We start from the raw sequence: 21163 nt of genomic DNA on the forward strand, positions 1-21163 counted from the left end.
TTTCGGCGGAGTGGATAGAGTTGCTCGTCTGCACATCACACCCTGGGGGACCCACATGTCGGTAGGACTGCTCGCCGTCGTCGATGACATCCTGAGCGCGGCGATGAAGGCCTCGGCGAAGGCTGCCGGTGTCGTGATCGACGACGCGGCCGTGACCCCGCAGTACGTGCAGGGCATCACGCCGGCACGCGAGCTGCCCGTGGTCGCGAAGATCGCGGTCGGGTCGCTCGCGAACAAGTTCGTCATCATCATCCCGATCGCCCTGCTGCTCACCGCGTTCGCGCCGTGGGTGCTCCCGTACCTGCTGATCCTCGGCGGCGCGTACCTCTGCTTCGAGGGCGCCGAGAAGGTGCTCGAGTGGTTCGGCGTGCAGCACGGCCACGCCGAAGAGGGCGACCGCAACGAGAACAAGCTCGTGTGGGGCGCGGTGCGCACCGATCTGATCCTCTCGACCGAGATCATGCTCATCTCGCTCGCGAACCTCGAAGCCGGCCTCGACATCTGGACGACCCTCGCCGTCCTCGCCGTCATCGCGCTGATCATGACCGGCGTCGTCTACGGCGCCGTCGCGCTGCTCGTGAAGATCGACGACATCGGTCTGAAGATGGCGAAGAACCCGGTGCAGCGCATCCGCCACACGGGCACCCGCATCGTCCGGTCGATGCCGGCCGTGTTCCGCTTCATCAGCATCCTCGGCACCGTCGCCATGCTCTGGGTCGGCGGGCACCTGCTGCTCGTGAACCTCGGCGAGGTCGGCGTGCACGTCGGCGCCGACATCCTGCACGGCATCGAGCACGCGCTCGAGCCGGCCGGGCCCGTGATCGTCTGGACCGGCGACACCCTGTTCTCGGCCGTCGCCGGTCTCGTCGCAGGGCTGATCATCGTCGGGATCGTGCTCGGCGTCGCGAAGCTCTTCGGCAAGAAGCCGAGCTTCCACGAGGGCGAGGAATCCCCGGCCGACGTGCACGTCTGAGCGGATCCGCTCAGGGTCTGGCGTGGTCGGGGCTGCGCAGCCACTCGTCGAAGGTGACGCTGCCGTGCGCGGCATCCGCTCCCCCGCGGAGCGCACCCGACGCGAGACCTCGACCGTACGCACCCGGGAGGCGGACATCGAGCACGCGGCGATGGCTGCCGTCGAAGGCGAGCTGCCGACGGGCCAGATCGGCGAGCGTCTCGTCCTGCGGGCCGACCAGGTCGTGTGCGCGGCCGATGGGTCCGGCTTCCGCGACCCGCACCAGGTGCGCGCCCACCTCGCGCGCCGAGACCGGACGCATGAGCGTACGCGGCATCGGTGCGAACGGGCCGTTCACCAGCCCGAGGATCTGGCCGACGAACTCGTGGAACTGCCCGGCGCGCGCGATCGTGAACGGGACGGGTCCGGCGGCGACCGCCCGCTCCTGCGCGAGCTTGCCCGCATAGTACGACGCGTCGATGCCATCGATGCCCACGATCGAGAGGGCGACATGGTGACCGACCCCGACCTGCTGCTCGGCGTCGAGCAGGTGATGGGCCGCGGTCTCGAAGAACCCGACGGAGGTCTTCGCCGACAGCGTGGTGGCGAGGTTCGTGACGTCGATCACGGCATCCGCCCCGGCGAGCGCCGCGACGAGCCCCCGCCCCGTGAGCACGTCGGAGCCGTTCGCACGCGACAGCACGACGACCTCGTGTCCTGCGTCGTGCGCGGCGTCAACCGCATACCGACCGACGGTTCCGGTGCCTCCTGCGACGGCGATCCTCATCCGATTCCCTCTCGTTCCCGGTGCACCACTCGGCACCCTGTCACTGCTCTGACGACGCAGCCGCGCGAGGTGTGAGGTCGGTAGTCTTCCAATCGACGTGCGAAGAGGAGACGGTGTGGACCAGCAGGACGACGTGTTCGGCGAACGACGGCGCCTGCTGTCCTTGGCGTACCGGATGACCGGCACCCTCGCTGATGCCGAAGACGTCGTGCAGGAGGCGTACGTCCGCTGGTATCGGATGACGGATGCCGAGCGCGCCGAGATCGTCAACCCTGCCGGGTGGCTCACCACCGTCGCGAGCCGCATCTCGCTCGACCTGCTGACCTCGGCTCGGCGACGCCGCGAGCAGTACGTGGGCCAGTGGCTGCCGGAGCCGGTGCCCGCCGACCACTTCGGCGAGCGCGGACGCATCGCTGCGTCGACCGAGATGCTCGACCCGCTCGAGCGCATCACGCTCGATGATTCGGTGTCGACGGCCCTGCTCATCGTGCTCGAGGCGATGACGCCGGCCGAGCGGGTGGCATTCGTGCTGCACGACATCTTCGACGTGCCCTTCACGGAGATCGCCGAGATCGTCGGGCGGTCCTCCGCTGCGGTGCGGCAGCTCGCGACATCAGCCCGCCGCCATGTGCGCGAGCAGCGAGCGACCGCGGTGCCGCGAGCTGAGCACGATCGTGTGGTGCGTGCGTTCCAGCTCGCGAGCCGCACCGGCGGGATCGACGAGCTGCTGCGGGTGCTCGCGCCCGACGTCGAGCTGCACAGCGACGGCGGCGGCATCGTGCGTGCCGCGCTCAACGTGGTGCGCGGCTCCGATCATGTCGCGCGCTTCCTGCTCGGCATCGCCGCCAAGCGCCCCGACATGCGGATGGAGGAGCGGCAGACGGGCGACGGTCTCGCCCTCGTCTTCCGCGAGCACGGCGAGGTCGTGTCGGTGGTGAACCTCGGCGTCGAGGCCGGCGCGGTGACCCGCGTCTGGATCATGATGAACCCCAGGAAACTGTCGGCCTGGGTGCCGTAGTCGGTACGGTGCACGAGCCGCGTGCGGACACGTGACGTGCAGGGCCCCGGCATCCTGCTAGCGTCAGCCATGCGCACCCGAAGCGCAGTCGCCGCAGCCGCAGGAGAATGCCCGCCGATGACCCCAGTGCAGATCAGGGATGCCGAGGCTCCAGACCTCGACACGATCGCCGCGATCCACAACGATGCGGTGGTGCACACCACCGCGATCTGGAACGAGGAGGCGGTCGACGTCAGCGACCGCGCGGCGTGGCTGGCGGAGCGCACTCGACGAGGATTCCCGGTCATCGTCGCCGTCGACGAGACCGGCGTGATCGGCTACGCATCGTATGGCGACTGGCGACCGCACAGCGGGTTCCGCAACACGGTCGAGCACTCCGTCTACGTGCGAGGGGATCAGCGCGGCCGCGGCGTCGGGCGCACCCTCATGGTCGAGCTCATCGACCGAGCTCGCACCCAGCGCCTGCACGTCATGGTCGCCGCAGTCGACAGCACCAACGTGGGCTCCATCGTGCTGCACGAGCGGCTCGGGTTCCGCGAGGTCGGACGCCTGCCGCAGGTCGGCGCGAAGTTCGGACGCTGGCTCGATCTCACGTTCCTGCAGCTCGTGCTCGACGAGCGCCCCGCTCCCGACGTGACCCCCTGAACGCGGGGCCGACGATGGATGCGCTGCAGTGGCTCGTCGATGCGTTCAACTCCCAGTGGGTGCTGCCCGGTGGGCAGACGCTCCTGGTGAGAGAGGTGGTCGGCAACGCCTTCGGCCTCGCGAGTGCGATCGGCGGGATGCGGCGCAAGATCTGGGCGTGGCCCGTCGGCATCGTCGGGAACCTGCTGCTGCTCACCGTCTTCCTCGGCTCGATCCTCAGCCCGGACCCCCAGGTGCCGCATCTGCTCGGCCAGGCGGGGCGGCAGATCATGTTCATCGCGGTCGCGATCTACGGCTGGGTCCGCTGGCGCAACGCCGAAGGCGGACGGATCAGCCCGCGGTGGGCGCCGACGAGCGCCCGGATCGGTCTCGTCCTCGTGATGGTCGTCGGCACGGTCGCGCTCACGCCCGTGTTCCGCGCCCTCGGTTCGTGGGAGCCGGTGTGGGCGGATGCCTGGACCTTCGTCGGCTCACTCCTCGCGACCTACGGCATGGCGAAGGGCTGGACCGAGTTCTGGCTGCTCTGGATCGCGGTCGACGTGGTCGGCGTCCCCCTGCTGTTCAGCTCCGGGTTCTACGCGACCGGCCTCATGTACGTGTTCTACGGACTCTTCACGGCGACCGGGTTCGTCATCTGGTGGCGCGCGCAGTCACGGGCGAAGCATCCGATCGTGATCCTGCCTCCTGATCCGAGCCCGCGCCGGCCCGAGGAGTCAGACGCCGTCTGACGGCGTGCGGTCATTCGCCGCTGGAGCGGAACAGCATCCGCAGGGCGATGAAGACGCCGACCGCGACCACTGCGACGATCGCGAGCTTGGCGAAGAACCAGAGCACCGAGAACAGCACGCCGACGAGCCACCAGGCGATGACGATCGCGAGGATCACGCCGGCGACGGTCCAGAAGGTGTTCTTGGTCATGTCTCCAGCCTACGAGGTGCTGCGGCACCCGACTGCGGCGTGCACGATTCAGCAAAACCTGACGCGGACCCCCGATTCGGGGCTCCGGCTGGCCCGATCGTCGAATTCTTGCTGAATCGTGCACGGACCACGGCTCACATTCCGGTCGGCTGCGTCGTCAATGTGCAGGAGAGGGCGCATCCGGCGCCCCGGAATCGAGGAGACACGTGTCGCACGTGAACATCGGAAAGCTGTATCCCGGCCCGTACAAGGCGATGCTGGAGTTCAGCGCGCAGGCGGCTGCCGCAGGAGTGGATGCCGGGCTGTCGCCGCTGCTCGTCGAGCTGGTGAAGGTACGGGCCTCGCAGCTCAACGGGTGCGCATTCTGCCTGCGGATGCACTGCGCGGATGCCGTGAAGCACGGCGAGACCGCCGACCGGCTGGCCGTGATCGCCGGCTGGTGGGAGTCGCAGTACTTCACACCGGAGGAGCAGGCGGCGTTGCAGATCGCCGAGCGCGTGACGCAGATCGGCGACCACGGGCGGCTGGCGGACCGCGGTGTCGATGTCGAAGGGGTCCTCACCGAGCAGCAGATCGCGGCCGTCACCTGGCTTGCCGTCGTGATCAACAGCTGGAACCGGATCGCGATCTCGAGCCACTACCCCGTCGCTCCGTAGTCGCTGTTCCCGCCGCGTCAAGTCCCTTCACCGGAACGGTCGAGGACACGAGACTGATCCCATCCGAACGAATGGGAGTCCTCGTGACCTCGACCTTCCTGCCAGCGCCGATCACCGGCAGCATCAGCGCGCGCGGTCCGCTCAGCGGCGCCGTACTGCGTCGGGTGACCGGCGGCGAGGCATCCGATCACCGGCAGCTCGCGGAGACCGCAGTCTCTGCGAGTGGCGATGTGGTGCATGACGACGACATCCAGCTCGCGCTGTTCCTGCTCTACGCGTCGGCCTACGGGTCGCTGCCCGAGCTCGACGCCTCGCTGGAATGGGACCCGGCGCTGATCGAGACCCGACGGGCGCTCGAGGCGGCGTTCGAGCGGGCGCTGCGTGAGCGGGTGCCGATGCCGGAGATTCCTGCGCCAGAGGTCGATGCGGTGGGGCGGGCGCTGTTCGCGCTGGCCGAGGCGGACACCGGTCCGAGCCTGTCCCGATACATGGCGAAGAAGGCGACGGCCGAGCAGGCGAACGAGTTCTTCATGCAGCGTTCGATCTACACCCTCCGCGAGGCCGATCCGCACTCGTGGGCGATCCCCCGGCTGCACGGCCGGGCCAAGGCTGCGCTCGTCGAGATCCAGTCCGACGAATACGGCGGCGGCCGCCCCGACCGCGTGCATGCGACGATCTTCGCCGCCGCGATGCGTGGCGCAGGCCTCGACGACACCTACGGCGCGTACGTCGACGACGTGCCGGCGATCACGCTCGCCTCGCACAACATGATGTCGATGTTCGGCATCAATCGACGCCTGGTCGGTGCGATCGTCGGGCATCTGGCGGCGTTCGAGATGACGTCGTCGATCCCGAACCGCTTCTACGGCGACGGGCTGCGGCGACTCGGCTTCGGTGCCGATGTGACTGACTACTTCGACGAGCATGTCGAAGCGGATGCCGTGCACGAGCAGATCGCCGCGCGCGACCTCGCCGGTGGCCTGGCCGAAGAGCACCCCGAGCTGCTCGCCGACATCATGTTCGGAGCATCCGCGTGCCTCACGGTCGACGGCTGGGCCGCCGAGCACATGCTGGACTGCTGGTCACGCGGCGAATCCTCGCTCCGTCCGCAGGAGTCGTCATGAGCGCGCAGGACGAGCCGGCGACCATCACGGCCTACCCGGACGGTCCGTTGCTCGTGCGGGGCGCCGTCGAGTTGCGCGACGACGACGGCGCCCCGATCGAGCAGCGACGTCGCACCGTCGCGCTGTGCAGGTGCGGCCTGTCGACGATCAAGCCGTTCTGCGACGGCACGCACAAGGCCGCCGGCTTCCGCACCGACGCATAGCCCCCTGGGCCCCCGCACCCCGCTGGGTCCCTGAGCCTGTCGAGGGGCCCGCACCCCACCTGGGTCCCTGAGCCCGTCGAAGGGTCCCGCCCCCCTGGGTCCCTGAGCTTGTCGAAGGGCCCGCCCGACGACGGCGCCGCTGTTCAGCCGCCTGCGACGGTACTCCGGGCGATGTCGGAGCGATAGGCCGTCGTCGAGCGTGCTTCAGCCCCGATTCAGCGTCGGGCCGCCACACTGGAGGAATGCGGATCCTGGTGGTTGACGACGAGGTGCGCCTTGCCGACGGCGTGCGCCGAGGGCTCGAGGCCGAGGGCTTCGCCGTCGATGTGGCGCACACCGGGACCGACGGACTCTGGCGCGCCCGCGAGACGCGCTACGACGCGATCGTGCTCGACCTGATGATGCCCGGCATGAGCGGATGGAAGGTCTGCGAAGCGCTCCGCGCCGAGGAGAACTGGACGCCGGTGCTCATGCTGACGGCGAAGGACGGCGAGTGGGATCAGGTCGAGGCACTCGAGACGGGCGCCGACGATTACGTCACGAAGCCGTTCTCGTTCGCGATCCTCGTCGCCCGCATCCGTGCCCTGATCAGGCGAGGAGCCGTGGCGCGACCGGTCGTGCTCGAGGCCGGCGACCTGCGCCTCGACCCCGCCGCACACCGGGTCTGGCGGGGAGACACTCCTGTGACGCTGACGGCGAGGGAGTTCTCGGTGCTCGAGCATCTCATGCGGCATCGCGGACAGGTGCTCTCGAAGCGCGCGCTGATCGATGGCGTGTGGGACGACGATTTCGACGGCGATCCGAACATCGTCGAGGTCTACGTCGGCCACCTCCGCCGCAAGCTCGACAAGCCGTTCGGCCGCGAGGCGATCGAGACGATCCGTGGTGCCGGGTACCGACTGGCGGCGAACGGTGGCTAGTGGCCGAGGCTGGCGCTCGGTGCGCGCGCGGACCACGCTCGGCGCCACGGTCGTGGTCGCGGTCGCACTGCTGATCGGCGCGATCTCGTTCTACGGCGTGCTGAGCGCGAGCGTGCACGGCAGCACGGAACGCGCGGCGGCGCAGCGACTCTCAGAGCTCAGCGAGCGCCTGCACGGGCCGGGCGGACGCGACATCGACTCGCTCGACGACGAGTTCGTGCAGGTGATCGGCGACGACGGATCGGTGCGCGGAGCGAGCGAGGATGCGCGGGAGGCACTGGGATCGACCCCGCTCCCGATCTCGGACGACCCGCAGACGATGACCATCGACGACGAGCCGATGCTCGTGCTCTCGGACGACATCGACGACGATCAGACCGTCGTGCTCGCCGTCTCCACCGAGAACGACGCCGAGACGCTGTCGACCGTCGCGCTGCTGCTCGCCGTGGCGCTGCCCCTGCTGCTGGTGCTGGTCGCCGCGACGACCTGGCTCGTGACCGGGCGAGCGCTGCGCCCGGTGACCCGCATCCGCGGCGAGGTCGAGGGCATCACCGCCGAGCATCTGGATCGACGGGTCGCGGTGCCCGATTCCGCCGACGAGATCGCAGCCCTCGCCACGACCATGAACGGCATGCTCGATCGGCTCGATGCCGCGGCGACCGCACAACGACGATTCGTCTCGGATGCCTCGCACGAGCTGCGGTCCCCGCTCGCGACGATCCGGCAACATGCCGAACTCGCCCAGGCCCATCCCGGCGCGACGAGCATCGGCGAGCTCGCCGAGGTCGTCTCGGAGGAGGGGCTGCGCCTGCAGGGGATCATGGAGTCGTTGCTGCTGCTCGCCCGGCTCGATGAAGGCGTCGCCACGCGCGATGAGTCGATCGATCTCGACGATGTCGCACTGGGTGAGGTGCGCCGACTCCGCGCGAACGGGCTCGATGTCGACGGCAGCGGCATCCATGCGGCTCGGGTCGACGGCGATCCGCGGCTGCTCGGCCAGCTGCTGCGGAACCTCGCCGACAATGCGGCACGGCACAGCGCAGGTCGCATCGCCATCGGGGTGACCCCGACCGAGGGATTCGTGTTCGTCACCGTGGAGGACGACGGTACAGGCGTGCCTGTGGACGAGCGCGAACGCGTCTTCGAGCGCTTCGTGCGGCTCGACGAGGCGCGCAGCCGCGATGCCGGCGGGAGCGGTCTCGGCCTCGCGATCGTCCGCGGGATCGCAGCGGCCGGCGACGGCACGGTCGTGGTCGACGCCTCGCGGTGGGGCGGTGCGCGATTCGTCGTGACGCTGCCGCTCTCGGCATCCTGATCCGTTCCTGAAGACGGCTTCAGGACGCTTCAGGATGGCTTCAGCGGTGTCGCGGAACGATCTTCACATGGACGACAAGACACCCACCCCCGACCAGACCCCCGAGCCCGTCGACGGCCACTCCCCCGACGCCCCGACCGTGCCCGTCGCTCCGGCACCTGCCCCTGCCGCTGCTCCCGCACCGGCAGCGGAGTCAGCTCCCGCGCCGCAGACCCCGCCGGCGAAGCCCGGCCGCACGCGCGCCCTCCTCATCGGCGGCGGGATCGCCGCAGCCGTGCTCCTCGCCGGCGGTGGTATCGCCGTGGGTGCCGCGATCGGCGACGAGTTCGGCGATGACGACGACCGGCCCTCCGTATCGGGTGACCAGCACGGTCCCGGCGCCGACGACCGCGGCGGCCAGCGCGACGAGGGCAGGGGCGACGACCAGGACGCACCGTCGAACGGCGGCGGCCCGGTGACCGGCATCGGCGCAGCATCTGCCGACGACATCATCGAGATCGCGGATGCCGCCCGCGGAGCTGCCGACGGAGACGTCACCTCGATCGATGCGAAGCGCGACGGCAGCTGGGAGGTGCAGGTGACTGCAGCGAACGGCGACGAGACCGAGGTCCGCGTCGACGCCAAGCTCGCGACGACCGTCGTCTCGACCGACCCGGCCGACGGCGACGACACCGGCCCCACGCTCACCCTCGACGACGCGGCGATCCGCTCGCTCGTGGCGGCCGCGCTCGCAGAGGCCGACGGCATGATCACGGATCTCGACGTGGACGGCGACGACGTCAGCCCCTACGACGCCTCGGTGCTCACGAACGACAACCGCTCGATCGACATCGATTTCGGCGCGGACTTCGCGGTCGTCGGCACCGACATCGACGACTGACCCGCGGTTCACACAGCGGCCCACCTCGACCGAGGTGGGCCGCTGTCGGTCGTGGGGAGGTCCAGCGGAACGCGGCGGCGGCATCCGCCCCGAAGCCGGTTAGCATTCAGGAATGACGAACTCCGACCCGATCGACGACATCTCCATCGGCGGAGACATGATCCGCCTCGGCCAGTTCCTGAAGTTCTCCGGGCTGCTCGACTCCGGCGGGGATGCCAAAGAGGTCGTGATCGACGGCTACGTGACCGTGAACGACGAGGTCGATCGCCGTCGCGGACGCCAGCTGCACGATGGCGATCTCGTCACCTTCGAGGGGCGAACGGTCCGCGTTCGTCCGTGAGTCTGAGGCTGCACAGCACCGGGCGCGCAAGCGCCGAGTGCGTACAGTGGGAGAGCTGTCGACGAGAGGTACCGGAATGATCGCGCGGTTCGAAGAGCTCGACTGGCAGGAGACGCGGATGGGCGAGCTCATCCTGCGCCGCAGAGCGGATCCCGTCACGGACGAGATGATCTATGAGGTGAAGCTCAAGGACGAGTACCTGATGTCGAGCCTCTTCACGGTCGCGGAAGAAGAGCTCGCCACGCTCGGACTCGCCGCCGCCACCGGTGATCGGCTCAGCGTGCTCGTCGGGGGGCTCGGCCTCGGCTACACGGCCGTCACCGCCCTCGACGATGATCGCGTCGCCCGCCTCGAAGTGATCGATGCGCTCCCCGCGGTGATCGGATGGCATGAGCGCGAGCTGCTGCCGGTGTCGACGAAGCTGGTCGGCGATTCGCGCACCACACTGACCCACGACGATTTCTTCGCGGTGGTGCGCCAGGCCCCGGATGCCGCAGCTCGCCGCCATGACGCGATCCTGCTCGATGTGGATCACTCGCCGCGCCACACCCTCGACCCGACGCACGCCGACCTCTACACCGAGGCCGGTCTCACCGCGCTCGCTCGGCACCTCGCCGATCGCGGGGTCTTCGCGCTGTGGTCGGACGACCCGCCAGACGACGAGTTCATGACGACCTTCGCCACGGTCTTTGACGACTGCCGAGCGCACATCGTCGACTTCGACAACCGCCTCACCGGCGGCATCTCGTCGAACACCGTCTACGTCGGCATCCGCCGCTGAGGACTGCCGCACCCGACCGCATGCGGATGCCGTCGACGGATGCGGGGGTCAGGCTGCGGCGAGTCGCGTGACGAGACCCACGACTCTGCGGTTGATCGTCTCCACTGCTGCATCGAATGCCGCTGCTGTGCCGATCTTGGCGGGGTCGCGGATCGACCAGTGCAGGTCGTCGCGGTGCAGCAGCTTCTCGTGAGCGTCGTCGCAGACGGTGATGACGAGGTCTCCCTCGGCTCGCACGTCGTCGATGTGCTGCGGACGACGGGAGGCGTCGATCTCGAGCCCGTGGCGTGCCGCCGAGGCGGTGGCCTCGGGATGCACGCCCGCGGCCGGCCGCGTTCCCGCCGAGGCGACGGGGATCTCGCTCGCGTCCCGCCACAGGGCTTCCGCCAACTGCGATCGTGCCGAGTTCGCGGTGCAGACGAAGAGGACCCGGTTCGGCGGCGGGACACTTGCGGGCATGAGCGTGTCGAACACCTCCGGACGCAGTCCGATGTAGCTGCGGCGGCGGTCGAACTCCGATCGGCTCCTGGCGATGATGTGGGCTGATTCCAGCACGCCGAGATGGTGTGCGATCAGGTTGGACTGCAGATCGAGCTGCGAACCGATCTCGGATGACGACAGGTCTCCGAGCGTGAGCAGATCCACGATTCGCAGGCGCGTCTGGTCGGCGAGAGCGGCGAAGATGCCGGCGCGGCGTGCGAGGTCAGTCATCGCCTCCATCATTACCACGATTCACTGACTGTGTCCATGAGGGTTGACTCAGTGTTCATTGACCCTAATGTTGGGGGTCGGGTCGCAGGTGCGACCCCCAGAGAGGGAGAAACAACATGGGTATCGGAAGCGGCATCGCGCTCTTCGTCATCGGCGTCGTCCTTGCGTTCGCGGTCAACATCGACACCGGCGGATATGTGAACCTCGACCTGATCGGCTACATCCTCATGGGTGCCGGCGTCGTGGTGTTCCTGATCAGCCTGGTCCTGGTCATGCGGAGCCGTCGGACCGAATCCGTCTCGGCGACGTCGGTCGACCCTGCCACCGGCGAGCGCGTGACGCGGAGGAGCATCCGCAACAACGAGCCCCTCGCTTGATGCCGGAGGCGGCCTTCCAGCGAGCAGGTGACCTGACGGGCCACCTGCTCGACGATCGGTACGCCCTGGTCGACCGGCTCGGCGAGGGCGGCATGGGCGTCGTCTATCGCGCCAGGGATTCGATGCTGGGTCGCGACGTGGCCGTCAAGGTCTTCCGCGATGGAGCCACCGAGATCGCCCGCACCGCCTCGGAGACGCAACTGCTGGCCGCCCTCAACCATCCGGCGCTCGTCACCCTGTACGACGCACACGTCGATGCGGCGGAGACGCGGTATCTGGTGATGGAGTACGTGGACGGCCCCACGTTGCAGGCGCGATTGGATCAGGGTCCGCTGTCGCCCGCGGCCACGCAACGCATCGCCAGAGATCTCGGCGAGGCACTCCACGTCGTCCATCAGGCCGGCATCGTCCATCGTGACGTCAAGCCTGCGAACGTGCTGCTGCGGGCGCCCGGCATCCCCGGCGCGGAGTTCCGCGCGAAGCTCGCCGACTTCGGTATCGCGTACCTGGTCGACACCACCCGGCTGACCACCCCAGGGACGATCATCGGCTCCGCCGCGTACCTCAGCCCGGAACAGGTCGTCGGGGGCACGCCGCTGCCGTCGTCCGACATCTACTCGCTCGGACTCGTCCTGCTCGAAGCGCTCACCGGCGCACGCGCATTCGCGCAGCAGGGCATGCATGAGGCGGTGCTCGCACGGTTGTCGCAGGACCCCGTGATCCCGTCGTCCGTCGGACACCAGTGGGGCACGCTGCTCACCGCCATGACGGCCCGAGACCCCGCGCATCGTCCGACTGCCGTCGACGTGATCACCCGTGTGGAACAGCTCGACGCGGCACCTCGAGCATCGGCATCCGCATCCGCATCAGTGTCGACCGCGACCGTGGCGGTACCGAGCGCCGCGTCGGCGCCTGCCCCCACGGTCGCGCTGCCACCGGACTCGACGACCGAGTCGGTCGCCGCAGTCGACTCGAGCACGTCGACGACGGTGCCTGCGAACCGCGGTCGACGGTGGCTGGCCCCGCTGCTCATCGCAGCAGGGCTCGCCGTCTTGGTCGGCGGCGGGGTACTGCTGTGGGGCGGAGGCGACGGTCCCGACACCCGCCCGGCACTGCCCGCCGTGGAGGAACCGCTTGCCGCGCACCTCCAACAGCTCCTGGATTCGGTGTCGCCGTGAACGGCCGCACCCGCGCCGCCCTCGCTGCGGCGGTCGTCATCGTCGGGCTCACCCTGACGGGCTGCGCCGGCACCGGCGGTCTCGATTCGCAGACGAGTCAGCAGTGGCAGACCCGTGTGGTGGAGGTCGCCGAGCAGGCTGCGGCGGGGGACCCCGAGGCGGCCCTGCAAGCGCTCTCCGCGCTCGAGACGGAGGCAGCACGCGCTCGCCAGGACGGCGACATCAGCGCGGAGCGAGCCGCGATCATCCAGCAGTCGATCAACCTCGTGCGGGCCGATCTGGAGTCTGCCGCCACGCCCGCGTCGGACACCGCCGTCACCACGGACGCACCGGTCGACACCGAGGGCACCCAGCCGGTGGTCACCGATCCGGTGGTCACCGATCCCGTCGTCACCGATCCCGTCGTCACCGATCCAGACGACGAGCCTTCGACGAATGATGAGCCGCGTGACGACCGCACGAGCGACAAGCCGGACAAAGCGGACAAGCCGGACAAAGCCGACAAGCCGGACAAGACCGACAAGCCGGACAAGACCGACAAGACCGACAAGCGGGGCGAGACGAAGGGCAACGGATCCGAACGCTGAGCCACGAAGGATGCCTGCGGGGCCTCCGCGCGAGCGGAGGCCCCGCAGTACGTCAGCCCCGCGGCAGTCGCAGCGTCACGAGCTGGAACGGTCGAAGCGCGAGACGGATGCCGTCGGCATCCTGACCCGTCAGCGACGACTGCTCGATCGCTCGCTCGAGCAGGTCGACCTCACCGGCGTCGCCGCTGGGGAAGCCCACGGTGACCGTGGCGTCGGCTCGACGCCCGAGTGCCTCATACAGTCGGACGATGACGTCGCCGCTGCCGTCTTCCGCGAGCTTGACCGCCTCGACCACCACACCAGGGTGGTCGATCGCGACGAGGGGGCGCACATCGTCAGCGCCCTCGACGCGGCGCTCCGCGAGGTTCGTGCGGTATCCCTCGGCGATCGCGTCGACGAGCTCGCCACCGACGACGATGCCCACCTCCAGGTGGTGCCGCCCCTGGTCCTGCTGCGGGTCGGGGAACAGCGCCGCCCTGACGAGCGAGAGCCGCACAGTCGAGTAGGTGCCGCCCGTCTCGCTCGGGTGCCGGGTGATGTCGTGACCGTAGGTGGAGTCGTTGGTGACCGCGACGCCGAAGTCGCTCTCCCCCACTCTGACCCACCGATGCGCGACGGTCTCGAAGCGCGCGGCATCCCACGACGTGTTGGTGTGGGTCGGACGCACGATGTGCCCGAACTGGATCTCGGACGCCGCGTGGTCGGTGTGCACGTCGACGGGGACGCTGAGCTTGAGCAGCTTCTGCTGCTCGCGCCAGTCGACGTCGACCGCCAGCTTCAGGGTGCGCGACCCCGCGTCGAGACGGATGCTGTGCACCAGCGTCGATGCGCCGAATGAGCGCGAGACGACCACGGCGCCATCGACGATCTCGATCGCGTCGACCTCGAGGAGGTCGGTGACGTTGCGGCGGTAATGCTCGTCGATGTCCCAGGCATCCCACTGCGTCGGGGTGTCCCGGTGCAGCTGGAAGACCCCGGCGCTCTGCCCTACCGGCACGACCTCGCGCCCGCTGGTCAGGTCGATGATCGACGTCAGCACTCCTCGGTCGTCGATCGTCGCCCGCACGAGCCCGTTGTCGAGCACGAACCCGCCGTCGGCCGCGACCGGTGCGACCGGTGCGACCGCATCCGCCTCGCCGATCGACAGGGCGCCGACCGAGGCGTGCCCGTGCGGTGCCGCGTTGGCCACGAGGCTGCGCGTGCCCTCACCGACCAGCGCACGCAGCGAGTCGGTGATGATCTGTTCGAGCTCGACGGCGATCGCCGCGTAGTTGCGCTCGGCATCCTGATGCACCCAGGCGATCGAGGTTCCGGGCAGGATGTCGTGGAACTGCTGCAGCAGGACGAGCTGCCAGAGCCGTTTGAGCTGCTCGGCCGGGTAGGCGCGTCCGGTGCGCACGGTCGCCGTGGCCGCCCAGAGCTCGGCTTCGCGGAGCAGGTGCTCGCTGCGACGGTTGCCCTGCTTGGTGCGCAGCTGGCTCGTGTACGTGCCGCGGTGGAACTCGAGATACAGCTCGCCGCTCCACACCTCGGGCGACGGGTACTCGGCCTCGGCCTGCTCGAAGAACGCCTGTGGCGTGGAATGCCTGGCGACCGGCGACCCCTCCAGCGACCCCGCGCGCTCGACCTGCGCGGCCATCTCACGGGTCGGTCCGCCTCCGCCGTCACCGTATCCGTACGGCAGCAGCGACACACGGGCTCTGCCCTTGTCCTGGAAGTTCCGCTGCGCGTGCGCGAGGTCGGCCTGCGAGGCATCCGAGTTGTACTTGTCCACCGGGGGGAAGTGCGTGAACACGCGCGAACCGTCGAGGCCCTCCCAGAGGAACGTGTGATGCGGCATCCGGTTCGTCTCGTTCCAGGAGATCTTCTGCGTGAGGAACCACTTCGATCCCGAGGCCTTGATGATCTGCGGGAGAGCGCCGCTGTAGCCGAAGGAGTCGGGCAGCCAGACCTCGGGGGTGTCGATCCCGAACTCCCGGAGGAAGAAGCCCTTGCCCTCGACGAGCTGACGGGCGAGTGCTTCGGCGCCGACCATGTTCGTGTCCGACTCGACCCACATGCCGCCGACCGGCACGAATCGACCTTCTCGCACGCGCTCGACCAGACGCTCCCAGATCTCCGGGTAGCGCTCCTTGATCCACGCGAACTGCTGCGCCGACGAACTGGCGAACACGACATCGGGGTTCTCGTCCATCAGCGAGAGCACGTTCGAGAAGGTGCGCGACACCTTGCGAGCCGTCTCGCGCACCGGCCACAGCCAGGCCGAGTCGATGTGCGCGTGCCCGACCGCATGCAGCACGTGCGCGCTGGCATGGGCCGGACTCGCCAGGACCGCCCTGAGCGCCTCGCGCCCCTCGGCCGCGGTTCCCGCGACATCGTGCGGGTCGACGAGGTCGATCATCCGGTCCAGCGCCTGCACGATCTCCGCCCGCCGCGGCGACGATGCATCGAGCTCGGCGATGAGCCCGCGCAGGATCACGGTGTCGTCGAGCAGCGACTCGACGGTCAGGTCGCGCAGGGCGACGTCGACGACGCGGAGCACGTAGATCGGGTCGGTGCCGGCGGTCTCGGGGTCGCCGAGGTCGGTCGGGTCGAACGTGAAGATGCTGCCCACGTCGGGGTTGGATGCCGCCTCGAGCAGCACGTCGATTCGACCGTCCGGCTGCACCGCTGCGGCGACCGCGTTGTTGAACGGCGAGATGCCCTTGATCGGACTCCCGTCGAGATTCCAGACGAGAGCCTCGGCTTGGAAGCCGCTCTGTCCGGCCGTGAAGCCGAGGTCGACGAGGAGTTCGGCCCTGGTGTCATCGGGCAGATCGCCGGATGCCGTTCGCCACTCGGACGGGACCTGCCCGCTCACCCGGAACCAGGTCGTGCCCCAGGGGCGCCCCCAAGGAGCACCGACCGCGGTGGGCGCGTAGTCCGCCTGCACGGCATCGGCGAACGGCACCGGTTCCCCCGGCACCTCCCACGCGCGAACCTCGAGCGGGTGGCTCACCCGGTGGCGTGCCGGGCTCAGACGCTCGCGGATGAATCGGTCGATGCGCATCTCGATGAGCGCGGTGCGGTCGTGCATGTGTGGTGCTTTCTGGATCGTGGGGTGTGCGAGGAGGCGGGGATCAGCCCTTGACGCCGCCGGCCAGCGCGAAGCTGCTGCCGGAGAGACGCTGCACGAGCAGGTACAGGACGAGGATCGGCACGGAGTACAGCGTCGCGAACGCGGCGAGCTGCCCGTAGGCGACGGCGCCATGGTTGCCGAAGAAGGTGAAGATCGCGACGGCGGCCGGCATCTTCTCCGAGCTGAACAGCAGGACGAACGGGACGAAGAAGTTCCCCCACGCCTGTGTGAACACGAAGATGAAGACGACGCTGATACCGGGACGCATCAGCGGCAGGACGATCGTCCACAGCGCCCGCATGGCTGAGGCACCGTCGACCCATGCGGCCTCCTCGAGGGAGACCGGCACGGAGTCCATGAAGTTCTTCAGCATCCAGATCGCCATCGGCAACGAGGTGGCGGCCATGAACAGGATCACGCTGACCTGCGAATCGAGCATCTTCAACTGCACGAAGAGCGCGTAGACCGGAACCATCATGGCCGTGATCGGCAGGCAGGAACCGAACAGGACCGAGTACATGAAGCCGCGCTGGAAGCGCGAGTTGTGCCGCGAGAGCGGATACGCGGCGAGCACCCCGACGACGACCGTGATGAGCGCGGTGCCGAACGAGATCAGCGCCGAGTTCCACAACGGCAGCAACGTCATCGACCAGTCGAACACCGAGACGAAGTTGTCGAACGTGAGACGCTCCGGCACCGAGATAGACACCGTGGCCGATGGAGAGACCGCAGAGAACACGATCCACGCGATCGGTACGAGGAACACGATGCCGATCACGATCAGGACGATGTTGGCGAGCCAGGCGGAGCGGCGCTTCGCAGGCGACGCGACCGAGATTCGCGTGCCACGTCGGTTGACGGGGCGGACGAGTGTTTCAGTGGCGGTCATCAGTCGACCTCCGGCTTGAGGATGCGGATGTAGAAGATCGCGAAGATCGCGCCGAGCACGAGGGTCACCGCGGCGATCGCCGTGCCGTAGCCGATCTGCGAGTACTGGAAGGCCTCTTGATAGGCGAGCACCGGGAGCGTCGAACTCGAGACGCCCGGTCCTCCCTTGGTCATCACCCAGATGAGACCGAAGGTCCCGAGGGTCTGCAGGGTGGTGAGCATCAGGTTCGTCGAGATCGAGCGGCGGATCATCGGGATGGTGATCAGGAAGAAGCGCTGGGCGCCGTTCGCGCCGTCGATCTGCGCGGCTTCCATCACCTCAGGGGACACCTCGTTGAGTGCGGCTCCGTAGACGAGCATCGAGAAGGCCGTGCCCCGCCAGACGTTGGCGAGGATGACGGCGAACATCGGATACTCGATGAGCCAGCTCACGGCAGGGATACCGATGGACTCCAGCAGCGCATTGAGCGTGCCGTCCTTCGAGAAGTAGGCGTAGAGGGCGAAGGCGGCGACGATCTCGGGCATCACCCAGGCGACGACGACGAGTGCGCCGACCACGCTGTTGACCGACTTCGAACCGATGCGCATGAGCGCGGCGACGCCGAGGCCCAGCACGTTCTGACCGATGATCGCGGAGAACAGCACGAAGACGACTGTGAGAACCAGCGCCGTCCAGAAGTTCGGGTCGGTGAACAGCGAGACGTAGTTGTCGAGTCCGACGAACTCCGGCTTCGCCGCCCGGTAGCCGGTGAGGGCCCGGTTGGTCAGCGATCCCCAGATGGCGTAGATGATCGGCCCGAGCAGGAACACGACCAGCAGCACCACGGCCGGCAGCAGCGGCACCGAGCGCAGCAGGTCGCGGAGCGGGGCGCGCCGCCCGGCCTCGGCGTGTGCCGGGGCCGGGCTGCGCGTTGCGGATGCAGAGGTCACTGCGGGACTCCTACTCGACCTTGTCCGCGCCGACGATCTGGGTGAGCGCGTCGTCGTAGGTCTTGGCCGCGTCGGCCGGGGTCGCATCTCCCGTGATCACCGATTCGGTGGCCTGCTGGAGCGCGCTGGTGATCTGCGAGTAGTCCGGGGTGGTCGGACGGAAGTGCGTGTACTGCACGAGGTCGGAGAAGAACGCGAAGGTCGGGTTGTACGAGAGGTACGCGTCGTCGGTCGCGACGTCTTCGCGCACGGCGATCTGGCTGTTCTCGGTGTCGTACTTGAGCGAGTTCTCCTGGTTCAGCGCCATCGCGATGAAGTCGAACGACGTCTGCGGGTGCTTCGTCTGCGCACCGACCGCGAGGGTCCAGCCGCCGGACATCGAGGTGAAGCCGGGGTCGCCGCCGTCCTGCGTCGGCATCTTGGCGAGACCGATCGTGTCCTCCCAGCCGTCCCACGCGCCGTCGCCGCTGATCCAGCCGCCGGGGAGCCACGACCCGTCGACCGCCATGGCCAGCTTTCCCTCGGGGAGCAGCTCCGTGGAGACGCGGCTGCCGATGGTGGAGTCGAGTGCGAGATCGAGCGGCGTCGCCAGGTCGTTCTTGTAGAGGGTGTCGTAGAAGCCGAACGCGTCGGTGAGGCCCTTCGAGTCCACCGCCCACTTGTCGGAGTCGGCGTCGTACAGGGTGGATTCGGTGCCGTAGAGCAGCATCTCGAGGCCCTGCATCGACGTCTGCTCGCCGGCGCTCTTGCTGCCGTAGATGTTCAGCGGGATCACGTCCGCGTCGTACGCCTTCACGGCTTCGGCGGCATCCAGGATGTCCTGCCACGACGTGGGCTGCCAGTCGGTGGGGAGTCCGGCTGCGGCGAAGATCTCCTTGTTGTAGTAGATCGCGCGGGTGTCTGTGCCCATCGAGATGCCGTAGGTGCTGCCGTCTCCGCCGAGCCCGGCTTCTTTGGCCGCGTCGTAGAACTGGCCCCAGTCGTCCCAGTCGGCCAGGTAGTCGTCGATCGGGAGCAGGTAGCCGGCGGCGGCGTCGGAGCGCAGCTGGAAGGTGTCCTCGTAGATCACGTCGGGCGCCGTGTCGGGCGAGCCGTTCATCAGGGCGAGCTTGGTGAAGTACTCGTCCTCTGATTCGATCGGCTGGAGCTTCACGGTGACGCCGGGGTTCGCGGCCTCGAACTCGGGTTTGACCTTCTGGAAGAGATCGTCGAGCTGGTGGAACGCGGACGTCTTCTGATACGCGACGGTGATGGTGCGGTCTCCGGTGTCGGACGTCTCCGCGTCCCCGGACGCGCTGCATCCCGAGAGGACGACCGCGCCGACCAAGATCGCGCCGATGGCGGCGAGGGGCTTCGTTCGCATCTGCTTTGCTCCTTTGCATGCGGACCTCGCTGTTGAGGCCCTCAGACGGATAATCCTATCAAATGGGATAAATAGGTCGAGAGGGCCGCGTAACAGTTCCGTCACGGAACGCTATGCCCTCGAGCGGCCTCGACGCATCGCTGTGGAGGGTCAGTGGCTGATCATGAGCCGCGACGCCCGTGCGGTGAGCGCGTCGTCGAGCACGAGGCACGCGGCGCCCACGGCGGCGGAGTCCGCTCCGATCTGCGACGGGCGCAGCTGCACGGGCTCGGTGGACGTGCTGACGGCTGTGGTGCGCACCCAGTGGTCCAGCACCGGGAGGAGCCGGTCACCGAGCCTCGACCACGCAGGGCCGCCCAAGACGACGATGCCGAGATCGAGGAGGTTGTTCACCTCGACGATCGCCGTCGCGAGGTGCCTGCCCGCGCGCTCCAGGGCGTCGAGCACTCCCCTGTCTCCGGCGGCGGCCAAGGACGACAGCAGCTCGAGCTGCATCCGCGCATCTCCGGTGCCGCTCGGCGGGGTTTCCCGCTCCGCCTGCGCCAGGAGCATCCGCGGCTCCATGATCACTCCGATGCAGCCGCGCGACCCGCACGTGCAGACCGGACCCTCCGCGTCGACGACGATGTGCGCGATGTTGCCGGCGTTGCCCGTTCTGCCGTGGACCGGTGCCCCGGAGACGGAGAGCCCGAGGCCGAGCCCTGCACCGTAGTAGAGGAACATCGCATCGGCGAGCTCCTGCCCGGCGTCGAACCACTGCTCCCCGACGACGGTCGCCACGACATCCTTCTCGAGCAGCGTCGGCAACCCGCTGACTCGCTCCAGCTCCGTGCGCACCGGCACGTTGTGCCAGGCAGGGAGCAGCGGCGGATTCAGCAGGCGACCCGCCTCACGGTCGAACGGCCCCGGCGCCGCCACACCGATCCCGAGCACCCGCTCGGCAGGGAGGCGCGCCTCGACGATGAGCGATCGGACGCTGTCGCCGAGACGGCCCACGAGTTCATCCGGCGCGGCATCAGCGCCACCGGGGGTCTGCTCGGTCCTGGCGACGACGGTGCCGGCGGCATCCACGACCACGATGGTGTCGACCGCCGGGTCGAGATGCACACCGACCGCGTAGCGCGAATCCGATCGCAGGGCCAGCAGCGTCCGGGGCTTTCCCGGACCGGAGATGACCTTGCCGGTCTCCTCGATCAGCCCCTCGTTGGCCAGCCGCCGAGTGACATTGCTGAGCGTCTGCGTCGACAACCCCGTGCGTTCGGCGAGCTCGCTGCGGCTGAGTCCTTCCTCCGACCGGCGGATGAGGTCGAAGACCAGCGCCTGGTTGTAGACGCCCACAGCAGGGAGGTTCGACCCACGCTGCATATTCCGCTCCTCACCCGTGCGCCGCCGTCGGCGCGTGAACCTCATGATCGCCGCGCGGCACCGCAGCGGTCAAACCGAGGCCGACGGGTTCAAGCCTAGAGCGGCCG

At 68.7% G+C, this 21163-nt stretch carries 23 protein-coding genes; 15 read left to right on the plus strand and 8 right to left on the minus strand.

The window, feature by feature from the left end:
- Positions 1 to 55: 55 nt before the first annotated feature.
- Positions 56 to 973: a DUF808 domain-containing protein gene (locus RS83_RS05135; protein WP_045278442.1), complete on the plus strand. Its 918-nt coding sequence runs from the start codon at positions 56 to 58 to the stop codon at positions 971 to 973.
- Between the two features lie 10 nt (positions 974 to 983).
- Here the strand turns inward: RS83_RS05135 and RS83_RS05140 are convergent, their stop codons facing one another.
- Positions 984 to 1739 carry an SDR family oxidoreductase gene (locus tag RS83_RS05140; protein ID WP_045278443.1) on the minus strand — a complete coding sequence of 252 codons (756 nt, stop codon included), beginning with the start codon at positions 1737 to 1739 and terminating at the stop codon, positions 984 to 986.
- 115 nt (positions 1740 to 1854) lie between these two features.
- Here RS83_RS05140 and sigJ point away from each other — a divergent pair, with 115 nt between their 5' ends.
- The 3 genes from sigJ to pnuC all read left to right on the plus strand — a co-directional run bounded on the left by sigJ (position 1855) and on the right by pnuC (position 4130).
- On the plus strand, positions 1855 to 2757 hold the full coding sequence (gene sigJ / locus RS83_RS05145) for an RNA polymerase sigma factor SigJ (RefSeq protein ID WP_052678873.1): 903 nt from the start codon (positions 1855 to 1857) through the stop codon (positions 2755 to 2757).
- 117 nt (positions 2758 to 2874) lie between these two features.
- Positions 2875 to 3402 carry a GNAT family N-acetyltransferase gene (locus RS83_RS05150; RefSeq protein WP_156153120.1) on the plus strand — a complete coding sequence of 176 codons (528 nt, stop codon included), beginning with the start codon at positions 2875 to 2877 and terminating at the stop codon, positions 3400 to 3402.
- 14 nt (positions 3403 to 3416) lie between these two features.
- Positions 3417 to 4130, plus strand: coding sequence for a nicotinamide riboside transporter PnuC (gene pnuC, locus RS83_RS05155; RefSeq protein WP_082071529.1), 714 nt, complete (start codon positions 3417 to 3419; stop codon positions 4128 to 4130).
- A gap of 10 nt (positions 4131 to 4140) precedes the next feature.
- On the opposite strand, the gene RS83_RS05160 is transcribed toward pnuC, so the two are convergent.
- Entirely contained in the window at positions 4141 to 4320 is a 180-nt protein-coding gene (locus RS83_RS05160) for a hypothetical protein (RefSeq protein ID WP_045278445.1), read from the minus strand.
- A 206-nt stretch (positions 4321 to 4526) separates the two neighbouring features.
- Here RS83_RS05160 and RS83_RS05165 point away from each other — a divergent pair, with 206 nt between their 5' ends.
- From RS83_RS05165 to RS83_RS05200, 8 genes are all read left to right on the plus strand, one after another.
- A complete protein-coding gene (locus RS83_RS05165) occupies positions 4527 to 4976 on the plus strand; it encodes a carboxymuconolactone decarboxylase family protein (RefSeq protein ID WP_045278446.1) in 450 nt (149 codons plus the stop codon).
- A gap of 83 nt (positions 4977 to 5059) precedes the next feature.
- Positions 5060 to 6100 carry an iron-containing redox enzyme family protein gene (locus tag RS83_RS05170; RefSeq protein WP_419760967.1) on the plus strand — a complete coding sequence of 347 codons (1041 nt, stop codon included), beginning with the start codon at positions 5060 to 5062 and terminating at the stop codon, positions 6098 to 6100.
- Positions 6097 to 6303 (plus strand): CDGSH iron-sulfur domain-containing protein, encoded by a 207-nt coding sequence (locus tag RS83_RS05175; protein WP_045278447.1) that lies wholly within the window; start codon positions 6097 to 6099, stop codon positions 6301 to 6303. Before RS83_RS05170 ends, RS83_RS05175 begins: the two co-directional genes overlap by 4 nt.
- Before the next feature lie 242 nt (positions 6304 to 6545).
- The gene (locus RS83_RS05180) at positions 6546 to 7223 is read left to right on the plus strand and encodes a response regulator transcription factor (RefSeq protein WP_045278448.1); all 678 of its coding nucleotides are present in this window, start codon (positions 6546 to 6548) and stop codon (positions 7221 to 7223) included.
- 19 nt (positions 7224 to 7242) lie between these two features.
- A complete protein-coding gene (locus RS83_RS05185; RefSeq protein ID WP_082071531.1) occupies positions 7243 to 8538 on the plus strand; it encodes a sensor histidine kinase in 1296 nt (431 codons plus the stop codon).
- A 67-nt stretch (positions 8539 to 8605) separates the two neighbouring features.
- Positions 8606 to 9418, plus strand: a complete 813-nt coding sequence (locus tag RS83_RS05190) for a hypothetical protein (protein WP_045278449.1) — start codon at positions 8606 to 8608, stop codon at positions 9416 to 9418.
- 112 nt (positions 9419 to 9530) lie between these two features.
- A complete protein-coding gene (locus RS83_RS05195; protein ID WP_045278450.1) occupies positions 9531 to 9758 on the plus strand; it encodes an RNA-binding S4 domain-containing protein in 228 nt (75 codons plus the stop codon).
- 76 nt (positions 9759 to 9834) lie between these two features.
- Positions 9835 to 10539, plus strand: a complete 705-nt coding sequence (locus RS83_RS05200) for a spermidine synthase (RefSeq protein ID WP_045278451.1) — start codon at positions 9835 to 9837, stop codon at positions 10537 to 10539.
- A 48-nt stretch (positions 10540 to 10587) separates the two neighbouring features.
- On the opposite strand, the gene RS83_RS05205 is transcribed toward RS83_RS05200, so the two are convergent.
- Positions 10588 to 11250, minus strand: coding sequence for an ArsR family transcriptional regulator (locus RS83_RS05205; RefSeq protein WP_156153121.1), 663 nt, complete (start codon positions 11248 to 11250; stop codon positions 10588 to 10590).
- Between the two features lie 116 nt (positions 11251 to 11366).
- Between RS83_RS05205 and RS83_RS05210 the strand changes: the two genes are divergently transcribed.
- From RS83_RS05210 to RS83_RS18220, 3 genes are read left to right on the plus strand one after another with little or no spacing between them, the layout of a single operon-like run.
- Complete coding sequence (locus RS83_RS05210) at positions 11367 to 11627, plus strand: DUF6458 family protein (protein WP_045278453.1); 261 nt, start codon at positions 11367 to 11369, stop codon at positions 11625 to 11627.
- Entirely contained in the window at positions 11627 to 12805 is a 1179-nt protein-coding gene (locus RS83_RS05215) for a serine/threonine-protein kinase (RefSeq protein ID WP_045278454.1), read from the plus strand. Before RS83_RS05210 ends, RS83_RS05215 begins: the two co-directional genes overlap by 1 nt.
- The gene (locus RS83_RS18220) at positions 12802 to 13392 is read left to right on the plus strand and encodes a hypothetical protein (RefSeq protein WP_052678875.1); all 591 of its coding nucleotides are present in this window, start codon (positions 12802 to 12804) and stop codon (positions 13390 to 13392) included. The genes RS83_RS05215 and RS83_RS18220 overlap by 4 nt, the downstream gene beginning before the upstream one ends.
- 52 nt (positions 13393 to 13444) lie before the next feature.
- Here the strand turns inward: RS83_RS18220 and RS83_RS05225 are convergent, their stop codons facing one another.
- The 5 genes from RS83_RS05225 to RS83_RS05245 form a co-directional block, all read right to left on the minus strand.
- Complete coding sequence (locus RS83_RS05225; protein WP_045278455.1) at positions 13445 to 16468, minus strand: alpha-mannosidase; 3024 nt, start codon at positions 16466 to 16468, stop codon at positions 13445 to 13447.
- Between the two features lie 43 nt (positions 16469 to 16511).
- On the minus strand, positions 16512 to 17399 hold the full coding sequence (locus RS83_RS05230; RefSeq protein ID WP_045278456.1) for a carbohydrate ABC transporter permease: 888 nt from the start codon (positions 17397 to 17399) through the stop codon (positions 16512 to 16514).
- Positions 17399 to 18328: a carbohydrate ABC transporter permease gene (locus tag RS83_RS05235; protein WP_045278457.1), complete on the minus strand. Its 930-nt coding sequence runs from the start codon at positions 18326 to 18328 to the stop codon at positions 17399 to 17401. The genes RS83_RS05230 and RS83_RS05235 overlap by 1 nt, the downstream gene beginning before the upstream one ends.
- A 10-nt stretch (positions 18329 to 18338) precedes the next feature.
- Positions 18339 to 19691, minus strand: a complete 1353-nt coding sequence (locus RS83_RS05240) for an extracellular solute-binding protein (RefSeq protein ID WP_045278458.1) — start codon at positions 19689 to 19691, stop codon at positions 18339 to 18341.
- A gap of 150 nt (positions 19692 to 19841) precedes the next feature.
- Entirely contained in the window at positions 19842 to 21056 is a 1215-nt protein-coding gene (locus RS83_RS05245) for an ROK family transcriptional regulator (RefSeq protein WP_045278459.1), read from the minus strand.
- Between the last annotated feature and the right edge of the window lie 107 nt (positions 21057 to 21163).

This window comes from Microbacterium oxydans, assembly GCF_000956525.1.
GTDB classification, from domain to species: domain Bacteria; phylum Actinomycetota; class Actinomycetes; order Actinomycetales; family Microbacteriaceae; genus Microbacterium; species Microbacterium oxydans_A.

What these genes read in the sequence shown, in the direction of transcription:
- RS83_RS05135 (WP_045278442.1), top strand. Translation starts at nt 56, where the DNA reads ATGTCGGTAGGACTGCTCGCCGTCGTCGATGACATCCTGAGCGCGGCG.
- RS83_RS05140 (WP_045278443.1), bottom strand. Translation starts at nt 1,739, where the DNA reads ATGAGGATCGCCGTCGCAGGAGGCACCGGAACCGTCGGTCGGTATGCG.
- RS83_RS05150 (WP_156153120.1), top strand. Translation starts at nt 2,875, where the DNA reads ATGACCCCAGTGCAGATCAGGGATGCCGAGGCTCCAGACCTCGACACG.
- pnuC (WP_082071529.1), top strand. Translation starts at nt 3,417, where the DNA reads ATGGATGCGCTGCAGTGGCTCGTCGATGCGTTCAACTCCCAGTGGGTG.
- RS83_RS05160 (WP_045278445.1), bottom strand. Translation starts at nt 4,320, where the DNA reads ATGACCAAGAACACCTTCTGGACCGTCGCCGGCGTGATCCTCGCGATC.
- RS83_RS05175 (WP_045278447.1), top strand. Translation starts at nt 6,097, where the DNA reads ATGAGCGCGCAGGACGAGCCGGCGACCATCACGGCCTACCCGGACGGT.
- RS83_RS05180 (WP_045278448.1), top strand. Translation starts at nt 6,546, where the DNA reads ATGCGGATCCTGGTGGTTGACGACGAGGTGCGCCTTGCCGACGGCGTG.
- RS83_RS05190 (WP_045278449.1), top strand. Translation starts at nt 8,606, where the DNA reads ATGGACGACAAGACACCCACCCCCGACCAGACCCCCGAGCCCGTCGAC.
- RS83_RS05195 (WP_045278450.1), top strand. Translation starts at nt 9,531, where the DNA reads ATGACGAACTCCGACCCGATCGACGACATCTCCATCGGCGGAGACATG.
- RS83_RS05200 (WP_045278451.1), top strand. Translation starts at nt 9,835, where the DNA reads ATGATCGCGCGGTTCGAAGAGCTCGACTGGCAGGAGACGCGGATGGGC.
- RS83_RS05205 (WP_156153121.1), bottom strand. Translation starts at nt 11,250, where the DNA reads ATGACTGACCTCGCACGCCGCGCCGGCATCTTCGCCGCTCTCGCCGAC.
- RS83_RS05210 (WP_045278453.1), top strand. Translation starts at nt 11,367, where the DNA reads ATGGGTATCGGAAGCGGCATCGCGCTCTTCGTCATCGGCGTCGTCCTT.
- RS83_RS05215 (WP_045278454.1), top strand. Translation starts at nt 11,627, where the DNA reads ATGCCGGAGGCGGCCTTCCAGCGAGCAGGTGACCTGACGGGCCACCTG.
- RS83_RS05225 (WP_045278455.1), bottom strand. Translation starts at nt 16,468, where the DNA reads ATGCACGACCGCACCGCGCTCATCGAGATGCGCATCGACCGATTCATC.
- RS83_RS05230 (WP_045278456.1), bottom strand. Translation starts at nt 17,399, where the DNA reads ATGACCGCCACTGAAACACTCGTCCGCCCCGTCAACCGACGTGGCACG.
- RS83_RS05240 (WP_045278458.1), bottom strand. Translation starts at nt 19,691, where the DNA reads ATGCGAACGAAGCCCCTCGCCGCCATCGGCGCGATCTTGGTCGGCGCG.
- RS83_RS05245 (WP_045278459.1), bottom strand. Translation starts at nt 21,056, where the DNA reads ATGCAGCGTGGGTCGAACCTCCCTGCTGTGGGCGTCTACAACCAGGCG.